The following is an 18,032-nucleotide window of genomic DNA, read 5'->3' as shown; positions in this document are numbered from 1 at the left end:
TTATACACACATTTTTAATAAATACTGATAATTCCAAAAAAAATTTTAATTTTCCATTATGTGGATAAACAAATCAAAAAAACCGTTCCTTAGAACAGTTTTTCTCTATTATTGTTTCATTTTGTTTTCAATAAAGTCTTTCAATACATGAATTCCCATTACGCAGTCATTTAAGGATGACCATTCTTTTGGATTATGGCTGATGCCATCTTTGCTTCTGACAAACAACATGGCCACCGGCAAGTAACGTCCAAGATTCATGGCATCGTGTCCTGCTCCACTGGGGATATACTGTGGCGTAATTCCGTATTTTTCTAAAGAGGCTGCCAGCTGTTTCTGCAAGTCTTCAGCAATCGGTACCGGTTGGATTTTTGTATTCAGCTTAATATTCAGCAGAATATCGTTCTTTGCAGCAACCTTTTCTGCCTGTTCAATCAGCAAATCAATCAGTCGGTCTCTAGTTTCTTCGATGATATCCCGAATGTCGACAAGCAACTTCACTTTTTCCGGGATAACATTCGCCCCATTTGGAAAGACCTCTAATTTTCCGACTGTGGCCACTGCTGTATCACTGACTGTTTTCGGAAAATCCGGAATGGACTGCAGAAATTCAGCCGCCGTTACGAGAGAATCTCTCCTGCCAATCATCGGAGTGTTTCCAGCATGGCCCGCTTCTCCGATAAACTCCATTTCGAGCCAGGCAGGACCAGCTATGCCATTGACGATACCTACCGGCTGTGCGGCTTTTTCAAGCTTCTTGCCTTGCTCTATATGCACTTCTACAAACAATTCCAGGTCTGATAGATCTCTTTTAGCTTCTTCATAAGCATCAAGTGTACTGCCATACTGTTGCAGCACTTGTTCAAGAGTTTCTCCATTGTAATCCCGAAGCTGTTCCATTTCCTGTCTTGAGATGGCTCCCGTCATTGCCCGGCTTCCTGTTAATCCACTGTTGAAACGAGATCCTTCTTCATCGGAAAAAATAATCACTTCATATGGCTTGTCGGGGACATAGCCACTTTCTTTCCAGGACTCCGCCACTTCCAATGCAGACAGGACGCCAAGTGGCCCATCAAAATTCCCGCCGCTAGGTACGCTGTCCAGATGGGAACCTGAAGCAATTGCCGCTCCTTCCGTTTTCCCTTCCAGCCGTGCCATGAGATTGCCGGCACCGTCTTCTCGAGTCGCTAGTCCTGCTTCGGACAGCCACTTTTTGACGAGTTCTTTTGCTTCTTTTTCTTCATTCGAGTAACCGGGCCGCTTTACGCCACCCACTTGCACAAATCCAATCTGAGATAATTCAAACAACCGTCTCGCAATCCGTTCGCCACGGATGCCTGAGTGGTCAAGGCGATCATCGTAGTCATTCAGCAGCTCTTCATATAAAGGATTATCATTATTTGCTGGCATAACTTCCTCCTTGTTTTTGATTGGTGAAATCCGTTGGATCATTTAGTTAAGAACGCCCAGGCATATTGTGCATAGAGCTCAGCGCCTGTTTCCATTGCCTCTTCATCGATATTGAACTTGCCGTGATGGTGAGCCCATTCGGTATCTTTTTCTGGATTACCGCTTCCTACTAATGCGAAGCTGCCTGGTACTTCATCTAAATAGAATGAAAAATCTTCTCCGCCCATCGTCGGTTTTTCATCATAGATGGACTCTTCACCGAATGCTTCCCGTGCCACTTTCTGGACCAAATCGGCACTTTCTTTGCCATTGATGACGGCTTGTGTTCCTCTGATATACTCGACTTCAGCAGTTCCTCCGTAGATAGCCGCTGTGTTTTCAGCGTAGACTTGAAGCTGTTGTTCGATGTGGTCCCGTGTCGCAGGATCGAAGCACCTCACTGTTCCTTCGATTTCTGCATTTTCAGCAATGATGTTGAAACGCGTTCCAACAACCATCTTCCCGACAGTTACGACTGCTGCCTGTTGAGGATCAATGGTCCTCGATACTATGGACTGCAAATTCATGACAAAAGAAGAAGCGATGACAGCCGCATCAATACAGGCTTCCGGGATTGCTCCGTGTCCTCCTTGCCCTTTCAAATGAACTTTGAAAATATCAGCCGATGCAAATGAGGCTCCAGGATTGCAAGCGACAGTCTTTGTTGGGCTTTGGGACCAAATATGAATGCCGAACACATCATCGACACCCGCTACTGCACCTTGCTCAACCATTGCTTTTGCACCGGTCGCCACTTCTTCTGCCGGTTGGAAAATAAACCGCACATTCCCTGGAATGTCATCTTTCACGCTGGCCAATGCTTTTGCAGCAGCCAGCAGCATCGAAGTATGGGCATCATGGCCACATGCATGCATCTTCCCGAGTTCTTTTGATTTATAAGACAAATCCGCATTCAATTCTTCCACAGACAAAGCGTCCATATCGGCACGCAGGGCAACAGTTTTGCCTGCTTTTCCGCCTTTCAGCTCCCCAACAACACCGGTTGGCTCAGTTTTTCGCGCTTCAATCCCGAGCTCCGTTAGATAGTCAAAGACAAATTGGGAAGTTTGGTACTCTTCCCACGACAGTTCAGGTTCGCTGTGAAGCTTGCGCCGTATTTGAATCATTTCGTTGCTGTTTTCTTTTATGGCATTTTTGATGGTTTGATTGATCATGATGAATTTCCTCCAGTTCTTATAGGAAGCCGACAAATATACCGGCCAATATTACAGAAACGATTGTAACGGTGATGAATCCTGCCACAAGCATCGGCGGCAGCATATGGCTGGTCAGTACTTTCCGTTCTTCTTCGTCTTTCGTCAGTGAATTGATGACTTCCACCGTGATGATATAATCTGCCGGGAATCCATAAAGGGCTGTCAATGAAACCGCAAATGCCATTTCCTTGCTGACTTTAAGAAGTTTCCCGATGATGAATGAAAAGATGTACATCCCAATTACACCGATAACGATACAACCAATAAGCGGATACAGGATTTCAAGCATCATGCTCGGTGTAGCATTTTTCAATCCGTCGAAAATATAAAGCAATAAGCCCATGATAGCGAATCCGAAGCCATTTGCTTTTTGCAGTGGATGGCGCTCAAGGAAACCGATGCTGCGTCCGATAACTCCGAACAGCAGACACAGGACGAACGGGCTTATTTCCACGATTGGAGCTGCAAGAGTTGAAGTCAGATACGCCAGGTAACCAACCAATGCCAACCTGAAAAATTTAAAGAAATCCGTATTGTATTTATCCGGCATATTGGCAAACATACGCGGTTCCTTGACCGCTTTGCCCGATGCCCCTGTTTGTTCACCAGGCAGCTGCTTTGCAGTCAATTCATTATTTCTGTATCTATTCAATAAGTTCTGGCCTTCTTTTTTCAACATAATTGAAGTCAGCGGATAGCCTGCAAACCCTTGAACAACATAAATGACGATGGCGAATACTGCTAGCGTCGGAAGTCCAGCAGCTGCTGCACCTTCTGACATGATCAACGCGGAAACCAGTCCACCCACCAATGGCGGAATCGCCACCACCACTGTTTCAAAATCGAACAGCAGAATTCCGATACTGAACAATGCCGCAATAATCCCTAAAATTCCGGCTATAGCGATCAGGATGGTTTTCCATTGGTTTTTTAATTCTTCCAGAGACAGTAAAGTCCCCATATTGGTGATCAACAGATAAATCAGCATAACAGCTACTGCAGGCGGTATCCCTGCAATGGCAACAATTTCAGGAGGAAAGAACGTCCAATATCCCAGCAGAAACAATACCCCACTGACAAATATTGAAGGGATCCACGCTTTTGTGCGAGTTGAGATTACTTCGCCAATAAATAAAACAAAAATCAAAATCGGTAATGCGAGCATCTGGGCCATATCCATTTCCTCCTCTTTCTCTTAATAAGCTATTGAACTCAAAGCTTTCTAAAGATAACTTTTATAATGATGCAATAGTAGCACACAAACAGCAGGGAATAAATAGAATAAAACGACTATTTTGAAATAATATTAAATTGAGTGGCCATTCATTTTTAATGTAACCGATTCCAATAGCTATATATTGCATATCCCTTTCCCGTTTTATAAATGTGTATATTTTGCGAACGGCATTCTTGCTGCTTCACTCCAAACGTTTACCTCCTCGCGTTTAGAGGTATTTATTAGGATAGGCAAAATTCAAAAGGAGGATTCGAACAAATGAATGGCAGACATTATATCAATGGTGAATGGACTGAAACAGGAGATGGAAAAATAGAGGTCATGAATCCAGCAACTGGCGAGATTGTTGGCTCAGTACCCAACGGAGGCGAAGAAGAAGCCACAGCTGCAATTGAAGCTGCAGCAGCGGCTTTTCCGGAATGGTCGAAGACAACAGCCTACCATCGTGCTGAACTGCTGATGAAATGGCATGATTTGCTACTTGAGCATAAAGAAGAAATCGGTGAAATTTTAACGAAGGAAATGGGCAAACCTTTAGCTGAAGCTATCGGTGAAATTGAGTACTCGGCTTCTTTCGTTTCCTGGTTTGCTGAAGAAGGCAAGCGCATGTATGGACGCACTATTCCGGCAAGCAAAGAAGGCAAACGGATTCAAATCAACAAGCAGCCGGTCGGCGTTGTTGTATCCATTACCCCATGGAATTTCCCTGCAGCGATGATGGCCAGAAAAATGGCACCTGCTTTAGCTGCTGGATGCACCTTTGTAGCGAAGCCAGCGAAAATGACACCATTAACTGCTGTTAAAATGTACGAGCTGGCTATTGAGGCAGGCTTCCCTAAAGGTGTCATTAATCTAGTGACGGGCAGCGCCGGCAAGATCGGCAAAGTGTTCACCAGCCATCCGGATGTCCGCAAACTGACGTTCACAGGGTCTACAGAAATTGGCAAGGAATTGATGAAACAGGCTTCAGAAACTATGTTGAACCTTTCACTTGAGCTTGGAGGCCATGCACCTATCATCGTTTTGGAAGATGCGGACATGGACCTCGCTGTTGAAGGCGTCATGGCTTCGAAATTCCGTAATGCCGGACAGACTTGCGTCTGCGGCAATCGGATCTACGTTCAGAAAAGTATCGTCGAGGAGTTTTCACAGAAACTCCAACAAGCTGCAGGCAATCTGAAAGTCGGCAATGGTCTGGATGAAGGCGTACAAATCGGTCCGTTAGTCGACAAAGACGGCTATGAAAAAGTTGAGAAGCATGTTAATGATGCCGTCGAAAAAGGCGCCAAAGTATTGGTAGGCGGAGATGGCCGTACAGAAAACAACGCGTACTTCTTTAATCCAACGGTACTGGTCGATGCCACTTCAGATATGCTGGTCATGAATGAAGAAACGTTTGGTCCTGTAGCGCCAATCATGTCTTTTGAAACAGATGAAGAAGCAGTCAAACTGGCGAATGATACGCGCTTTGGCTTGGCGGCTTATTTCTTTACCGAAAGCATGTCACGCGGCACTTATCTATCCGAAAACCTTGATTACGGAATTGTCGGCTGGAACGACGGTGCCCCTTCTACTGCTCAAGCTCCATTCGGCGGAATGAAGGAAAGCGGCGTTGGCCGTGAAGGCGGACAAGAAGGATTGGAAGCCTTCTTGGAAACCAAGTATGTGTCCATTAAAATATAAATAGAGAACAGCAAATACTGCTCGAAAAAAAAGAAGCTGCCCGGAATTCCGGGCAGCTTCTTTGCGTTTAAATCACTGTTTCACATATTTTGATTCCGTGTGAGGATGGTCTGGTGACTAGGCATTCGTAATGTGGAAATTTCTCTTCCAATTGGGCTGCCACCGTTTTTTCACGGCCTTTTTCCACAGCGATGAACAAAGATGGACCAGCTCCGCTGATTGCAGAGCCGTAGACGCCAAGATCCCGGCATCCTTGCTGGATAGCATCGAAATCCCGGAACCGCTCTTTGCGGTAAGGTTCATGAAAAACGTCTTTCTGCATCATCCGGCCAGCAGTTTGCCAATCCCCTCTCGCCAAAGCAGCCGCCATGACGTTGCCTGCAGCACCGCCGCGCGTCGCTGTTTTATGGGACAGCGTTTCCGGCAATAAATTGCGGGATTCCGAAGTCAGAAATTCAGTCGGCGGAACCAGGATGACCACGCCAATCTCCACTTCAGGAACATGGACAATTTCCAAATCATCATCGTCGAAATAGGAAATCGTCAGCCCACCGAGAAGTGAAGCGGAAATATTGTCGGGATGCCCCTCCATTTCCGTTCCTATTCTCAATTTATCTTTCATCGGCAGTTTTAATCCCGCTAATCTGTCAGCAATTTCAATGCCAGCCGCAATTGCGGATGCGCTGCTGCCCAAACCTCTGCTCAACGGGATTTCCGTCTCGACCACCAATTTCGCGCTTGGCAATGGCTGTCCATATTTATCCGCAACAGCTTGGGCAGTAGCGACAATCAAGTTGTCGGCACCGCTCGCAATCCCTTGATAGCCTGAATCTTTATATTCGACCAGCCACTCTGCTGCTGGTGAGGCATGAACAAACATATGAAGATCCAATGCCAACCCGATCGAATCAAATCCTGGACCCAGATTGGCTGTTGAAGCCGGAACGGTTACAGAAAATTCTTTCCAGCTCATATTTTCACTCCTTTTTTCAAATCCTCCCAAAAGCGTTCCATGTCTTCTGGAACCAAAAGCGCTTTATGCTGATTGACCGAAATCGCTGTTTCCGGATCTTTCAATCCATTGCCTGTCAGAACAGCTACAACTTTTGAACCTTTCGGCAATTGGCCGCTCTCCACTTGCTTTTTGATGCCTGCGATGGAAGCACACGATGCCGGTTCTGCAAATACCCCTTCGGTTGAAGCCAACAACTGATAGGCTTCCAGAATCTCTTCATCGGTAGCTGCGAGAATCGTTCCGTTTGACTGGTCCAAGGCATCAAGTGCCAGCTGCCAGCTCGCGGGATTTCCGATTCGAATGGCTGTTGCCACTGTTTCGGGATTTTCCACAACTTTATTATTGACGATCGGTGCCGCTCCAGCTGCTTGCACCCCTAAGAGTGTCGGGCGTTTTTCGCCAGTACGTTCTGCGTACTCCGTGAACCCTTTCCAAGAAGCAGAGATATTGCCGGCATTGCCGACAGGCAACGCGAAAATATCGGGTACTTGGCCTAATTGGTCAATAACTTCAAACGCAATGGTTTTTTGTCCTTCCAAACGGTAAGGATTGACGGAATTGACGAGGGCAATGCCTGCCTCCTGGCCAACCTCACGAACCATTTGCAGCGCTTCATCAAAATTGCCTTTGATTTCAAGAATCTCCGCTCCGTACATTTTGGCTTGCGCCAGTTTCCCAAGCGCAATGCGCCCTTCAGGAATAACAACAATGGTGCGCATACCCGCTCTTGCTCCATATGCAGCTGCAGAGGCGGATGTATTGCCGGTTGAAGCGCAAATCAATACCGTCTTGCCTTCTTCTTTGGCTTTCGCGACAGCCATCACCATGCCGCGGTCTTTGAAGGAACCGGTCGGATTTGCCCCTTCCAGTTTTACATAGAGGTCAATTCCCCATTTTTTTGATAGTTTCTCCAAATGCACCAACGGCGTATTGCCTTCCTGTAACGTCAGTGAAGGTGTATGTTCTGTAACGGGAAGCCACTCTTTATGTTCTTCAATCAGTCCTTGCCATCTCATGCTGTTTCCTCTCCTTCTATGCGGTAATGGCTAATGACGCTCGCCGTTCCTTGTAATTCCTTCAATACATCCAAATGCTGCTGGCGTGAAATCTGATGCGTCAGCAGCACCAGTTCGGCTTTGCCGTCTTCGTTTGCCGGAGACTGTATAACCGACTGGATGCTCGCCCCATGCCTGCTGTAGACTGCAGTCATTTTCGACAACACGCCCACTTCATCATTTACAAGCAGACGGTGGCAATACTTCGAAAAGCATTTCGATTCTGGTTTTATAACGCGTTCATGCTGAGCTGCGTGTGCGCGTTTTCCGTTGACGCCCAACTGCAGGTTGCGGCAAGCTGCAATGATATCAGAGACCACAGATGTAGCCGTCGGCAATGAACCGGCACCTGGTCCATAAAGCATCGTTTCACCTACTGCATCGCCGTATATGTAAACTGCGTTGAATTCATTGTTGACCGAAGCAAGCGGATGTGAGTTCGCCAGGAAGATCGGCTCTACTGAAACTTCGATTCCATCTTCGTCTTTAGTTGAAGAACCGACCATTTTCATGGTATAACCAAACTTATTCGCGAGTTCCAGGTCACCGTCACGGATTTCTTTCATGCCTCTTACCAGGACATCATCCAAATGGACTTCGGTTGAGAAGGCCAGCGAAGACAAGATCACCATTTTCCTTGCCGCATCGATGCCATCGACGTCAGCAGAAGGATCGGCTTCGGCATAACCTAATGCAGTAGCTTCAGCTAATGCGTCGTCATAAGTCATGTTTTCTTTTTTCATTTTCGTCATGATGAAGTTGGTCGTGCCATTGACGATTCCCATCAGGCTCGAAATCCGGTCTGAAGCGAGTCCATCTTCCAATGTGCGGATGATCGGCACACCGCCTGCAACACTGGCCTCATAGAACAGGTCACACTTTTCAGCGTCTGCCAGTTTTAATAGATCGTGGCCATATTCAGCCATCACATCTTTATTGGCCGTTACGACCTGTTTCCCATTTTTAAGCGCTTGTTCAATAGCTGACTTCGCACCATCGATGCCGCCCATCACTTCAACAATAATATCGAGAGAAGAATCATTCAATATATCTTCTATATCCGTCGTGAATACACTCGGATCTAAACTGGAAAGCCGGTCTTTATTGGTGTCTCTGACCAGTACTTTCTTTACTGAAACTTGGGCACCTAATTTATGATGCAAATCCTGCTGATGCTGCTGAATGATTTTAGCAACTCCGCTGCCCACCGTTCCAAGGCCTAATAATCCGATTGAAATTTCATTTTTCATTGACGATTCCTCCCATGGTGTGTACACTGTGAAAAAACAGCTGTTTTTGTCATAGGGACATTATAGTATTATATCTTAGTTAAAACAACCCTTTTACAGACTATTAAAAAAGATGGGACTTGATTGGATGAAAGTAAGCAAATTTGGCGGTACTTCAGTAGCTAGTGCACAACAGATCAAAAAAGTGGCAGCAATCGTTAAAGCAGAGCCTTCTCGTAAGATCATTGTGGTATCTGCTCCAGGCAAGCGATTTGATGGAGATGTAAAAGTGACAGATTTGTTAATTAATTTATCGGCAGCTGCGCTACGCGAGGAACCGACGGATACTGCCTTGGAAAAGGTCGTTGAACGCTATGCGGAAATTGCTGACGAGTTGGAGCTGGGCAATGACATTAAGCAAGTCATCAAAACAGACCTTCTGAACCGCCTTCAGGCAGATAAAAGCTCTCCCCCACTTTTTGCTGACTCGATCAAAGCAAGCGGTGAAGACAACTCTGCAAAATTAATCGCTGCTTACCTGACTTCAATCGGCTTGAATGCCGAATATGTCAACCCGTTTGATGCCGGTCTATTTGTAAACGGCTTGCCTGAACGGGCACAGGCACTTCCAGAAGCCTATGACCGATTAGCAGAACTGCGCAATAAAGAAACCATCACTGTTTTCCCCGGCTTTTTTGGTTATACAAAAGAAGGCGTTCTTCGGACATTCGAGCGTGGCGGCTCGGATATCACCGGATCGATTCTTGCAGCTTCCGTCAAAGCTGAGCTGTATGAAAACTTTACTGACGTCGATTGTGTGTTTGTCGCCAATCCACGCGTCGTCGCTAATCCGGTCGAAATCGAACAGATGACTTACCGTGAAATGCGCGAGCTTTCGTATGCGGGATTTGCCGTCTTGCACGATGAAGCTTTAATGCCTGTTTTTAAAGCAGCGGTTCCTTTATGCATCCGCAATACCAATAATCCATCTGCCCCTGGTACGATGATTGTTGCAGAACGCGACACTTCCCTGCGCCCGGTTACAGGAATTTCGGCAGATAGCGGTTTCTCGACGCTTTATGTCAGCAAATACTTGATGAACCGTGAAATCGGGTTTGGCCGAAAACTGCTGCAGATTTTGGAAGATGAGTGCATTTCCTATGAACATATTCCATCCGGCATCGATAACTTATCCGTCATTTTGCGCAGCCATCAATTGACTGCTGATAAAGAACAGCGGATTGTCGATCGGGTCAAATCTGAACTGCAGGCTGATGACGTCCATATCCGCAATGATTTTTCCATGATTGTTTTGGTTGGTGAAGGCATGAACAATACAAAAGGACTTACTGCACGTGCAGCAAACGCTTTTGCCAGAACCGGCGTCAACATCGAAATGATCAACCAGGGTTCTTCTGAAGTAAGTTTAGTCTTCGGCATTCTAAAAGAAGATGAACAAAAGATATTGAACGAATTATACAAAGAATTCTTTGAGCCTGCATTGGTTCATTAACCTCACTCCCTTTTAACTCCTGAACTTATTGGTTCAGGAGTTTTTATATCCCTTCACAGTAAACTGAATATTATGATATTATGTAATTATTCTGAGAGGGGGACATTTGATGACTGGTATTATCAAGGCAAACCCGAAACTGTACGTAATGGACAATGGCACATTGAGCATGGATAAGAACTACCTGATTTCCATGCATAATCCCGCAAGTGCAGAAAATCCAAATCCACCGAGTGAAATGGTGACATTTCCAGTCTACACCGTATTGATCGATCATCCTGAAGGCAAAATCCTGTTCGACACCGCCTGCAATCCGAATTCAATGGGTGCCGAAGGACGTTGGGGGAAAGTGACGCAATCACTGTTTCCGATTGATATGCCGGAAGAGTGCTACCTCCATCACCGCTTGGAGGAATTGAATGTCCGGCCTGAAGACATCAAATATGTAGTGGCTTCCCATCTGCATTTGGATCACGCCGGCTGCCTTGAGCTGTTCACCAATGCGACCATCATCGTTCACGAAGATGAACTGAATGGCGCTTTGCAGACCTATGCCCGCAACATGAAGGAAGGTGCCTATATCTGGGGCGACATCGACGCCTGGATCAAGAACAACCTGCAATGGCAGACCGTCAAACGGACAGAGGACGGGCTGCAACTGGCTGAAGGCATCAAAATCCTGAACTTCGGAAGCGGGCATGCGTGGGGCATGCTCGGCCTTCAGATACAAATGCCGGAAACAGGCGGCATCATCTTGGCCTCGGATGCCATCTATACGGCAGAGAGTTACGGCCCGCCAATCAAGCCGCCGGGCATCTTATATGATTCAGTGGGCTATACGACTGCAGTTGAAAAAATACGCAGAATCGCAAAAGAAACCAATTCCGATGTCTGGTTTGGCCATGATGCGAACCAGTTCAAAACGTTCCGTAAATCGACGGAAGGCTACTATGAGTAACAGAGTTGCACCTTAGACGCCTTTAACATGCAAAAGCCCCTTGCCTGAAAAATCCGGCAAGGGGCTTTTGTGAGTTTCATGACCAGTTTTCATTAACGGGTCCGCTGTCGCCGAAAACGGGATCCATTTTCGGCAACGGCGTGTTTTGGATATCTTCCAGCACATAAGGGCGCTCTCCGGGTTCACCGGTCTTGAGGTTATAAGAGACACCTCCCGGATAAGCTCCGACAATTTCAAAATCACTGCTGGCATCCAATTTTTTATGGCCGGTTCCTGCCGGAAGCAAGACTGCATCCCCTGCTGCAATATCCAAAATTTCACCTTGCTCACCGCCCAGCTGCAGCGTGGCAGTTCCACTGAGTACCCCCAATACTTCGTGTGTATTGCTGTGGTAATGGTGATATTCAAATACACCGCCTGTCCAGCTGTTCGTCCACTCATGGCGGTTGAACACTTCTTCTATTTCTTGCTTGTTCTCCTTGAAGGCAGCCGGATAAACTATCACTTCAAGCGTTGGGTTGTTAGGGATAACCCCATCGTCTTCAAATCGATAAAACCTAAAATTTCCCATGCCTATCAGCTCCTTTCTTTATGGAACTTTACCCCGATAGAAGCATAGTAATCGCAGAGTCCTCGAATCAGTTTAATGTATCGATGAATTTCTCCAATCGGTCCATGCCTTCTTCGAGCACTGCCATGCTATAGGCATAGGAAATCCGCACAAAACCTTCGCCATATATTGTGAAGGCCGAGCCTGGTACTGCTGCTACTCCGCCTTCTTTCAGCAATCGCGTAGCGAACTCAAAAGATGACATTCCGAATTTCTCAATTGACGGAAAAATATAAAACGCTCCATTCGGCAGGATGACATCAATACCCATTCCAGTTAAACGGCCATAGACGAAATCTCTTCTCTGAAGATACTCCTTATTCATTTCTGCAGGTACGTGGCGTTGGTTTTTCATCGCTTCAAGCGCTGCAAATTGGCTTGGTACAGCTGCACAAATGGCATTATACTGATGAACTTTCAGTACATGCTTCATATACATTTCCGGCCCAAGCACAAAACCGATTCTCCAGCCAGTCATGGAATGTGATTTTGATAGACCGTGCACCAAAAATGTCCGGTTTCGTAAACTTTCAAAACGGGCAAATGTAGAATGTTTTTCACCATATGAATTTTCGCTGTATATTTCGTCGGTAACGATAAAGAGCTCATGTTTTTCCAGTACCGCAGCTACTTTTTCAAGCTGCTCCGACTCCATGGTGATTCCTGTCGGATTGGATGGAAAATTCATTAGCACGGCTTTGGTCCGTTCAGTAATCAAACCTTCCAGGCGCTGCGGATCGGGTTGGAAACCGGTATCTGAAGTGTCCAAATAAACCGCTTTCCCGCCACATAGTTCGATGATCGGCTGGTATCCCGGATAAGCAGGTGCAGGCAAAATAACTTCATCGCCTTCTTCAAGAATCGTTCGAAAAAGGGAATCCAATCCTTCACTGGCGCCGTTGGTAACGATGACTTCTGTTTTATGGTCATAGTTCAACCCATATTTGTCCTGGAAAAAAGACGCAATTTCCGCACGCAGCTCAAGCAAGCCTGCGTTATGCGTATAACTGGTCTGATCGTTGTGGATCGCCTCGATCGCGGCCAGTTTTACAGCTTCAGGTGTCGGGAAATCGGGTTGTCCAATCGTTAAGTTAATGGCTTCCGGAAAATCGATCAGTTGATTGGAAAACTGCCGGATGCCTGAAATTTCAATCGACTTGATCCGGCTATTAATAGAAATGCTCATACGTGACAACCTTTCTCTCATTAAAAATCTTCGTTATTCATAAAGTCCTGGCAGCCACAGAGATAGAGCAGGGATGAATGTGATGATCAACAGACATACAATCATCGATAACAGGAATGGCACAACGGCCAAAGCAATGCGTTCGAAGCGAACCCCTCCGACACTTGAAGCCACAAACAAGTTGACTCCAAGCGGTGGTGTGACAAAACCGATTGCCAAGTTGGCTACAAGAATGACACCGAAATGGATCGGATCCACTCCGACAGAAACAACAATCGGCAACAGAATCGGAGTCAGGACGACCAATGCCGAAATGGTATCAATGAACATTCCAACCACCAGCAACAATAAATTGATGGCTAAAAGAATGACCAATGGATTCGTCGACAATGCTGTTAAGTAGTCAGAGATTTCTCCAGGAATTTGTTCGATGGTCATAAAGTAAGCAAACGATACCGATAAACCAATGATGATCATCGTGGTGGCATTGATGACAATGGCTTCTCTGAAGCTTTCATAAAGTCCGTGCCAGGATAATTCTTTATAAACGAATTTGCCGATTATTATAGCATATACTACAGCAACTACGGCCGCTTCAGTTGGAGAAAAGATACCGCCGTATATTCCGCCCAGGATAATGACAGGAATCAACAAAGCCCATTTGGCGTCCCAGAAGGTTTTCAGCACGTCCTTAAATTCAAAGGACGATGCTTCGCCAGGTTCCGGCTTATAGCCACGCTTCTTGGAAATAAGATATGCAGTCAACAGCAGGCCAGCACCGATGATCAACCCTGGAATAATGCCTGCCAGGAACATGCTGCCGACTGAAACTCCCCCGATAACCCCATACAAGACAAATGGAATACTCGGCGGAATGATGACACCGATAGATCCTGCAGAAGCTGCAACAGCTGAAGCAAAGCCCCCGTCGTATTTACGCGCAATCATTGCCGGGATCATAAAGCCGCCGATTGCTGCAACTGTTGCTGGACCTGATCCGGAAATAGCCGCAAAAAACATACAGGCCACGATGGTCACCATGCTCAATCCGCCTGTCATCCAGCCGACCAAAGCTGACGCAAACGCCAATAGCCTCTTGGAAACGCCGCCTTTTCCCATAAGAATTCCTGCCAGCATAAAGAACGGAATCGCCAGCAAAGGAAACGAGTCGAGTGAAGTGAATGCTTTTTGAGTGATGATGCTGAGCGGTAAAGTTGTGCCGAAATAAATCGCTGTCAACGCTGAAACGCCCAACGCAATCGCAATCGGTACGCCGATCAGCAAACAAATGAATAAGGTGCCGAATAACAGAGCTATTGTCATGCCGGAAGGTCCCCTCCTTTATGCATCTCGTAATCGCCCTGCCAAATTTTGATCAATTGCTGGATCAATCGGATACACATTCCGATGCCGCCCAGTGGGATAGCCAAAAATGGAATCCACATCGGCAATTGCATCGCTGGCGTGACCTGTCCATTGGCGATGCTGCTCAACACAAGATCGGTTCCAAAATAAGCCAGGAATAAAGCCATCGCGAACCAAATGATCAATGAGATCGTTTCCAGAATCTTTCTTGGCAGGCCTTTAAAGCGTGTAATGAAGGCTTCCACCCGTATATGTTCACGCAATTTCACTGCATAACTCGCTCCTATCCATACTTGAAAAATATGTATATAGCGAGCCATCTCTTCTGTCCAACTGGGTGCATTGGAAAAAACGTAGCGTCCAACGACTTGCCCAAAGATTAAAGCCACCATAACGACTAATGTAAAAACCAGAAAGGCCTCTTCTGCCTTCTCAAATTTTTTAATCATTTTTACACTTCCTTTCTTAAAAACCTTCAACCGGCAGAACAGCGTCCATTAGTGCAGAAAAAATGAAAAATCAAGGAATTTCTTCCTTGATTCTTCAACTGTCCTTTTCACTTATCCTTCATTTGCTGCCAACGCGCGATCTATGACATCTTTGCCGATCTGATCTTCGTATTTCGTGTAAACGGATTCTGCCGCTTCACGGAATTGGTTGCGCTGTTCATCTGTCAAATCGTTGATCTGCATGCCTTCCGCTTCCAGCTGCTCCAGGAATTCTCCATCCTGCTGCTGTGCCAGTTCACGCTGTTCCGTCCGGAATTCTTCCGACGCTTCCGTGATCAGATCCTGCAGATCCGCTGGAAGGGTATTGTAGAAATCATTGTTCACCAACAAGGCCGTTGCTGCATACACGTGGCCAGTCAATGTCAGGTAATCCTGTACCTCGTAGAATTTATTTGTATAGTAAAGGGAAATTGGGCAATCCATGGCATCGTATGTGCCTTGCTGAAGTGCTGTATAAAGCTCTCCAAAAGCAAATGGAGAAGCGTTTGCTCCAAAAGCATTAAAGGTATCCGTATGCAATGGGCTTTCCAACGTCCGCATTTTCAGGCCTTCCATATCTTCCGGCGCTTCAATCGGCGCATCGTTATTGGAAACATGGCGGAATCCGTTCTCACCGAAGACCAAGCCTTTCATGCCGTTGTTTTCCAGATCAGCCAATAGTTCCTGGCCAAGCTCGCCGTCCAATGCGCGGTAAGCCGCTTCGTTATTATTAAACAGGAACGGCAGGTCAAATACCTGGAATTTCTCGTTGAATGAAGCCATTGCTGCGACAGCCGGAATCGTCATTTCAACATTGCCGAGCTGAACTGCTTCAATCGCTTCACGGTCTGAACCGTAAAGTTGGCCATTCGGATACAATTCCACTGTCAGACGGCCATCTGATTCCGCTTCCAATTTTTCTTTGAATGCCACTGCTGCCACATGCGAAGATTGTTCTTCCGGCACTAAGTGAGCCAAACGAATTGTATACGTGTCTTCCCCGGCCCCGCCGTCTTCTGTCGACGTCGTACCGCTATCCGGTCTTCCGCAGGCTGATAAGATAAATAGTGCAATAAGAAATAGTCCAAGTAGTTTTTTCATAGTTCCTCCTGTGAAATGTATTTCAGCAGCCGGCTTTCGATATTGTCCAAATGGATGGCCAACTGCTGTTTGGCTTTGTCGATATCACCATCTTCAATTGCCTTGAGGATGGACAAGTGTTCCCCATATGCCTTTTTGGAACTATCGGCTGCAGTGTCTGACAGCAGCAAAAATGCCCGGCTGCCGCCACTGTTAATGCCTTTTATCATTTCCTTCAAGCGATTGTTGGCATGATTCTGGTAGAGGAAGGAGTGGAACTCCTGGTCCAAATCCATAAATTCCACCACCCTCTCAGCTTGCACGGCCTGAAATTGGCGTTCCACATTTTTTCTCAGTTCATTCATGACAGGCTGTTGATCTGCCTTCGAAAGATTTTCAAGACCATAGATTTCCAATAGCCTGCGCAGCTCCATGATTTCCTGGACATCCTGGAATGTAAAGGCTGCTACTATGGCAGGCCGTGTTTTTCTTAACTCGATAAGCGCATCAACAGCCAGTCTTTTTAGAGCTTCTCTTAAAGGCGTCCGGCTGATGCCGAGTTCCAATGCCAGTTTTTCTTCCGGCAATTCCTGGCCCGGTTTCAACTTTCCAGTAATGATCATTTTCTTGATATACTCGTATGCTTGATCCGCCAATGTGGCTTGTTTCACGATTTTCTCCATAATTCCTCCCCTCTACATAAAAATCTTGTACAGTGTATACTGTATACAGAAAGTATAGAATAGACAGATTCGTTTGTATAGTAAGAATTACAATTTTCTAATAACTTTCTCTCTTTACCGGTTTGCTTGAAATCAAAAAAACCAGGGAACGCTCCCTGGTTGCCACTCTTTTCTATTCATTCGCCGCCAATGCCCGATCGATCAGATCTTTGCCGATTTGGCTTTCGTATTTCTCATAGACAGACTGCGCTGCTTGACGAAATTCATCGCGTTGTTCAGCTATCAAATCGTTGACTTGCATGCCTTCCGCTTTCAGTTGTTCCAGGAATTCAACATCCTGCTGCTGGGCGAGTGCACGCTGTTCATCCTTGAATTCCTCAGACGCTTCCATGACCAGTTGCTGCAGATCTTCAGGCAAGCTAGTGTAGAAATCGTTGTTGGCCAGAAGAATGGCAGCTGCATAGACATGTCCCGTCAAAGTTAAATAATCCTGGACTTCATAGAATTTATTCGTGTAGTACAGGGAAATCGGGCACTCCATCGCATCATACGTTCCTTGCTGCAAGGCCGTATAAAGTTCTCCAAACGCAAATGGAGAGGCATTGGCTCCGAACGCCTTAAAAGTATCTGTATGCAATGGATTCTCCAGGGTCCGCAGTTTCAGCCCTTCCATGTCTTCAGGGGATTGGATCGGCTTGTCGTTATTGGAAACATGCCGGAAGCCATTTTCACCGAATACCAGTCCCTTTAAATCGTTTTGCTCCAGACTGTCCAGCAGTTCCTGGCCCAGCTCTCCGTCCAATGCTGTATAGGCGGCATCGTAATCATTAAAAAGAAACGGCAAATCGAAAACCAGAAACTTCTCATTGAATGAAGCTAATGGGGCTACCGCCGGAATGGTCATTTCCAGATTGCCCAGCTGTACCGCTTCAATCGCTTCACGGTCCGATCCATATAATTGGCCATTCGGATACAATTCTACAATAAGCCGCCCATCAGACTCTTCTTCCAGTTTTTCTTTGAATTTCAAAGATTGGATATGGGCAGAATGTTCTTCGGGCACCAGATAAGCTATTCGGATTGTATAGGTTTCTTGTTCTCCTTCTTGTTCTGTTGAAGTGGATTGATCAGCAGGCCGTCCGCAAGCAGCAAGCAACACCAGTAAAATCAGTGCAAATCCGATGAGTTTTTTCATAGCTCCTCCTCAGTGATTTTTAGACTCTTTACCCTGATTTGAATTTGTACTAAACCTTTGTCATTCATC

16 protein-coding genes are annotated in these 18,032 nt (G+C 46.2%); 3 read left to right on the top strand and 13 right to left on the bottom strand.

The genetic code is table 11. From position 1 onward, the window contains the following. Positions 1-108: 108 nt before the first annotated feature. Genes H9630_RS01985 through H9630_RS01975 form a run of 3 tightly spaced genes read right to left on the bottom strand, consistent with a single transcriptional unit; the run spans position 109 to position 3,840 of the window. Entirely contained in the window at positions 109-1,410 is a 1,302-nt protein-coding gene (locus H9630_RS01985; protein ID WP_191713811.1) for a M20 family metallo-hydrolase, read from the bottom strand. 38 nt (positions 1,411-1,448) lie between these two features. Next, positions 1,449-2,624, bottom strand: a complete 1,176-nt coding sequence (locus H9630_RS01980; protein ID WP_191713810.1) for an amidohydrolase — start codon at positions 2,622-2,624, stop codon at positions 1,449-1,451. A 19-nt stretch (positions 2,625-2,643) separates the two neighbouring features. Next, complete coding sequence (locus tag H9630_RS01975; RefSeq protein ID WP_191713809.1) at positions 2,644-3,840, bottom strand: hypothetical protein; 1,197 nt, start codon at positions 3,838-3,840, stop codon at positions 2,644-2,646. 321 nt (positions 3,841-4,161) lie between these two features. Between H9630_RS01975 and H9630_RS01970 the strand changes: the two genes are divergently transcribed. After that, positions 4,162-5,586 (top strand): NAD-dependent succinate-semialdehyde dehydrogenase, encoded by a 1,425-nt coding sequence (locus H9630_RS01970; RefSeq protein WP_191713808.1) that lies wholly within the window; start codon positions 4,162-4,164, stop codon positions 5,584-5,586. A 67-nt stretch (positions 5,587-5,653) separates the two neighbouring features. Here H9630_RS01970 and thrB read toward each other — a convergent pair whose 3' ends face one another. From thrB to H9630_RS01955, 3 genes are read right to left on the bottom strand one after another with little or no spacing between them, the layout of a single operon-like run. Beyond that, a complete protein-coding gene (gene thrB / locus H9630_RS01965; protein ID WP_191713807.1) occupies positions 5,654-6,559 on the bottom strand; it encodes a homoserine kinase in 906 nt (301 codons plus the stop codon). Next, a complete protein-coding gene (gene thrC / locus H9630_RS01960) occupies positions 6,556-7,617 on the bottom strand; it encodes a threonine synthase (protein WP_191713806.1) in 1,062 nt (353 codons plus the stop codon). Before thrC ends, thrB begins: the two co-directional genes overlap by 4 nt. Then, a complete protein-coding gene (locus H9630_RS01955) occupies positions 7,614-8,906 on the bottom strand; it encodes a homoserine dehydrogenase (protein ID WP_191713805.1) in 1,293 nt (430 codons plus the stop codon). The genes thrC and H9630_RS01955 overlap by 4 nt, the downstream gene beginning before the upstream one ends. Positions 8,907-9,033: 127 nt before the next feature. Between H9630_RS01955 and H9630_RS01950 the strand changes: the two genes are divergently transcribed. Both H9630_RS01950 and ahlS read left to right on the top strand, forming a co-directional pair. After that, positions 9,034-10,398, top strand: a complete 1,365-nt coding sequence (locus H9630_RS01950) for an aspartate kinase (protein WP_191713804.1) — start codon at positions 9,034-9,036, stop codon at positions 10,396-10,398. Between the two features lie 109 nt (positions 10,399-10,507). Beyond that, a complete protein-coding gene (gene ahlS, locus H9630_RS01945; protein ID WP_191713803.1) occupies positions 10,508-11,356 on the top strand; it encodes an AhlS family quorum-quenching N-acyl homoserine lactonase in 849 nt (282 codons plus the stop codon). A 76-nt stretch (positions 11,357-11,432) separates the two neighbouring features. Here ahlS and H9630_RS01940 read toward each other — a convergent pair whose 3' ends face one another. The 7 genes from H9630_RS01940 to H9630_RS01910 form a co-directional block, all read right to left on the bottom strand. Continuing rightward, complete coding sequence (locus H9630_RS01940; protein WP_191713802.1) at positions 11,433-11,927, bottom strand: cupin domain-containing protein; 495 nt, start codon at positions 11,925-11,927, stop codon at positions 11,433-11,435. 67 nt (positions 11,928-11,994) lie between these two features. Then, positions 11,995-13,152 carry an aminotransferase class I/II-fold pyridoxal phosphate-dependent enzyme gene (locus H9630_RS01935; protein WP_191713801.1) on the bottom strand — a complete coding sequence of 386 codons (1,158 nt, stop codon included), beginning with the start codon at positions 13,150-13,152 and terminating at the stop codon, positions 11,995-11,997. A 33-nt stretch (positions 13,153-13,185) separates the two neighbouring features. Beyond that, the gene (locus H9630_RS01930; RefSeq protein WP_191713800.1) at positions 13,186-14,475 is read right to left on the bottom strand and encodes a TRAP transporter large permease; all 1,290 of its coding nucleotides are present in this window, start codon (positions 14,473-14,475) and stop codon (positions 13,186-13,188) included. Next, on the bottom strand, positions 14,472-14,966 hold the full coding sequence (locus H9630_RS01925; protein ID WP_191713799.1) for a TRAP transporter small permease: 495 nt from the start codon (positions 14,964-14,966) through the stop codon (positions 14,472-14,474). Before H9630_RS01925 ends, H9630_RS01930 begins: the two co-directional genes overlap by 4 nt. Before the next feature lie 111 nt (positions 14,967-15,077). Next, positions 15,078-16,106, bottom strand: a complete 1,029-nt coding sequence (locus tag H9630_RS01920; protein ID WP_191713798.1) for a TRAP transporter substrate-binding protein — start codon at positions 16,104-16,106, stop codon at positions 15,078-15,080. After that, on the bottom strand, positions 16,103-16,768 hold the full coding sequence (locus tag H9630_RS01915) for a GntR family transcriptional regulator (RefSeq protein WP_191713797.1): 666 nt from the start codon (positions 16,766-16,768) through the stop codon (positions 16,103-16,105). Before H9630_RS01915 ends, H9630_RS01920 begins: the two co-directional genes overlap by 4 nt. A gap of 172 nt (positions 16,769-16,940) precedes the next feature. Next, complete coding sequence (locus tag H9630_RS01910; protein WP_191713796.1) at positions 16,941-17,963, bottom strand: TRAP transporter substrate-binding protein; 1,023 nt, start codon at positions 17,961-17,963, stop codon at positions 16,941-16,943. Positions 17,964-18,032: the final 69 nt, after the last annotated feature.

This window comes from Planococcus wigleyi (assembly GCF_014836985.1).
Lineage (GTDB): Bacteria > Bacillota > Bacilli > Bacillales_A > Planococcaceae > Planococcus > Planococcus notacanthi.
This window is presented reverse-complemented; position numbering and strand designations above follow the sequence as displayed.

Coding starts and splice junctions, on each gene's coding strand:
- thrB (WP_191713807.1), bottom strand. CDS start 6,559: ATGAGCTGGAAAGAATTTTCTGTAACCGTTCCGGCTTCAACAGCCAAT.
- H9630_RS01925 (WP_191713799.1), bottom strand. CDS start 14,966: ATGATTAAAAAATTTGAGAAGGCAGAAGAGGCCTTTCTGGTTTTTACA.
- thrC (WP_191713806.1), bottom strand. CDS start 7,617: ATGAGATGGCAAGGACTGATTGAAGAACATAAAGAGTGGCTTCCCGTT.
- H9630_RS01940 (WP_191713802.1), bottom strand. CDS start 11,927: ATGGGAAATTTTAGGTTTTATCGATTTGAAGACGATGGGGTTATCCCT.
- H9630_RS01935 (WP_191713801.1), bottom strand. CDS start 13,152: ATGAGCATTTCTATTAATAGCCGGATCAAGTCGATTGAAATTTCAGGC.
- H9630_RS01955 (WP_191713805.1), bottom strand. CDS start 8,906: ATGAAAAATGAAATTTCAATCGGATTATTAGGCCTTGGAACGGTGGGC.
- H9630_RS01950 (WP_191713804.1), top strand. CDS start 9,034: ATGAAAGTAAGCAAATTTGGCGGTACTTCAGTAGCTAGTGCACAACAG.
- H9630_RS01910 (WP_191713796.1), bottom strand. CDS start 17,963: ATGAAAAAACTCATCGGATTTGCACTGATTTTACTGGTGTTGCTTGCT.
- H9630_RS01975 (WP_191713809.1), bottom strand. CDS start 3,840: ATGGCCCAGATGCTCGCATTACCGATTTTGATTTTTGTTTTATTTATT.
- H9630_RS01915 (WP_191713797.1), bottom strand. CDS start 16,768: ATGGAGAAAATCGTGAAACAAGCCACATTGGCGGATCAAGCATACGAG.
- H9630_RS01920 (WP_191713798.1), bottom strand. CDS start 16,106: ATGAAAAAACTACTTGGACTATTTCTTATTGCACTATTTATCTTATCA.
- H9630_RS01970 (WP_191713808.1), top strand. CDS start 4,162: ATGAATGGCAGACATTATATCAATGGTGAATGGACTGAAACAGGAGAT.
- H9630_RS01985 (WP_191713811.1), bottom strand. CDS start 1,410: ATGCCAGCAAATAATGATAATCCTTTATATGAAGAGCTGCTGAATGAC.
- H9630_RS01980 (WP_191713810.1), bottom strand. CDS start 2,624: ATGATCAATCAAACCATCAAAAATGCCATAAAAGAAAACAGCAACGAA.
- ahlS (WP_191713803.1), top strand. CDS start 10,508: ATGACTGGTATTATCAAGGCAAACCCGAAACTGTACGTAATGGACAAT.
- H9630_RS01930 (WP_191713800.1), bottom strand. CDS start 14,475: ATGACAATAGCTCTGTTATTCGGCACCTTATTCATTTGTTTGCTGATC.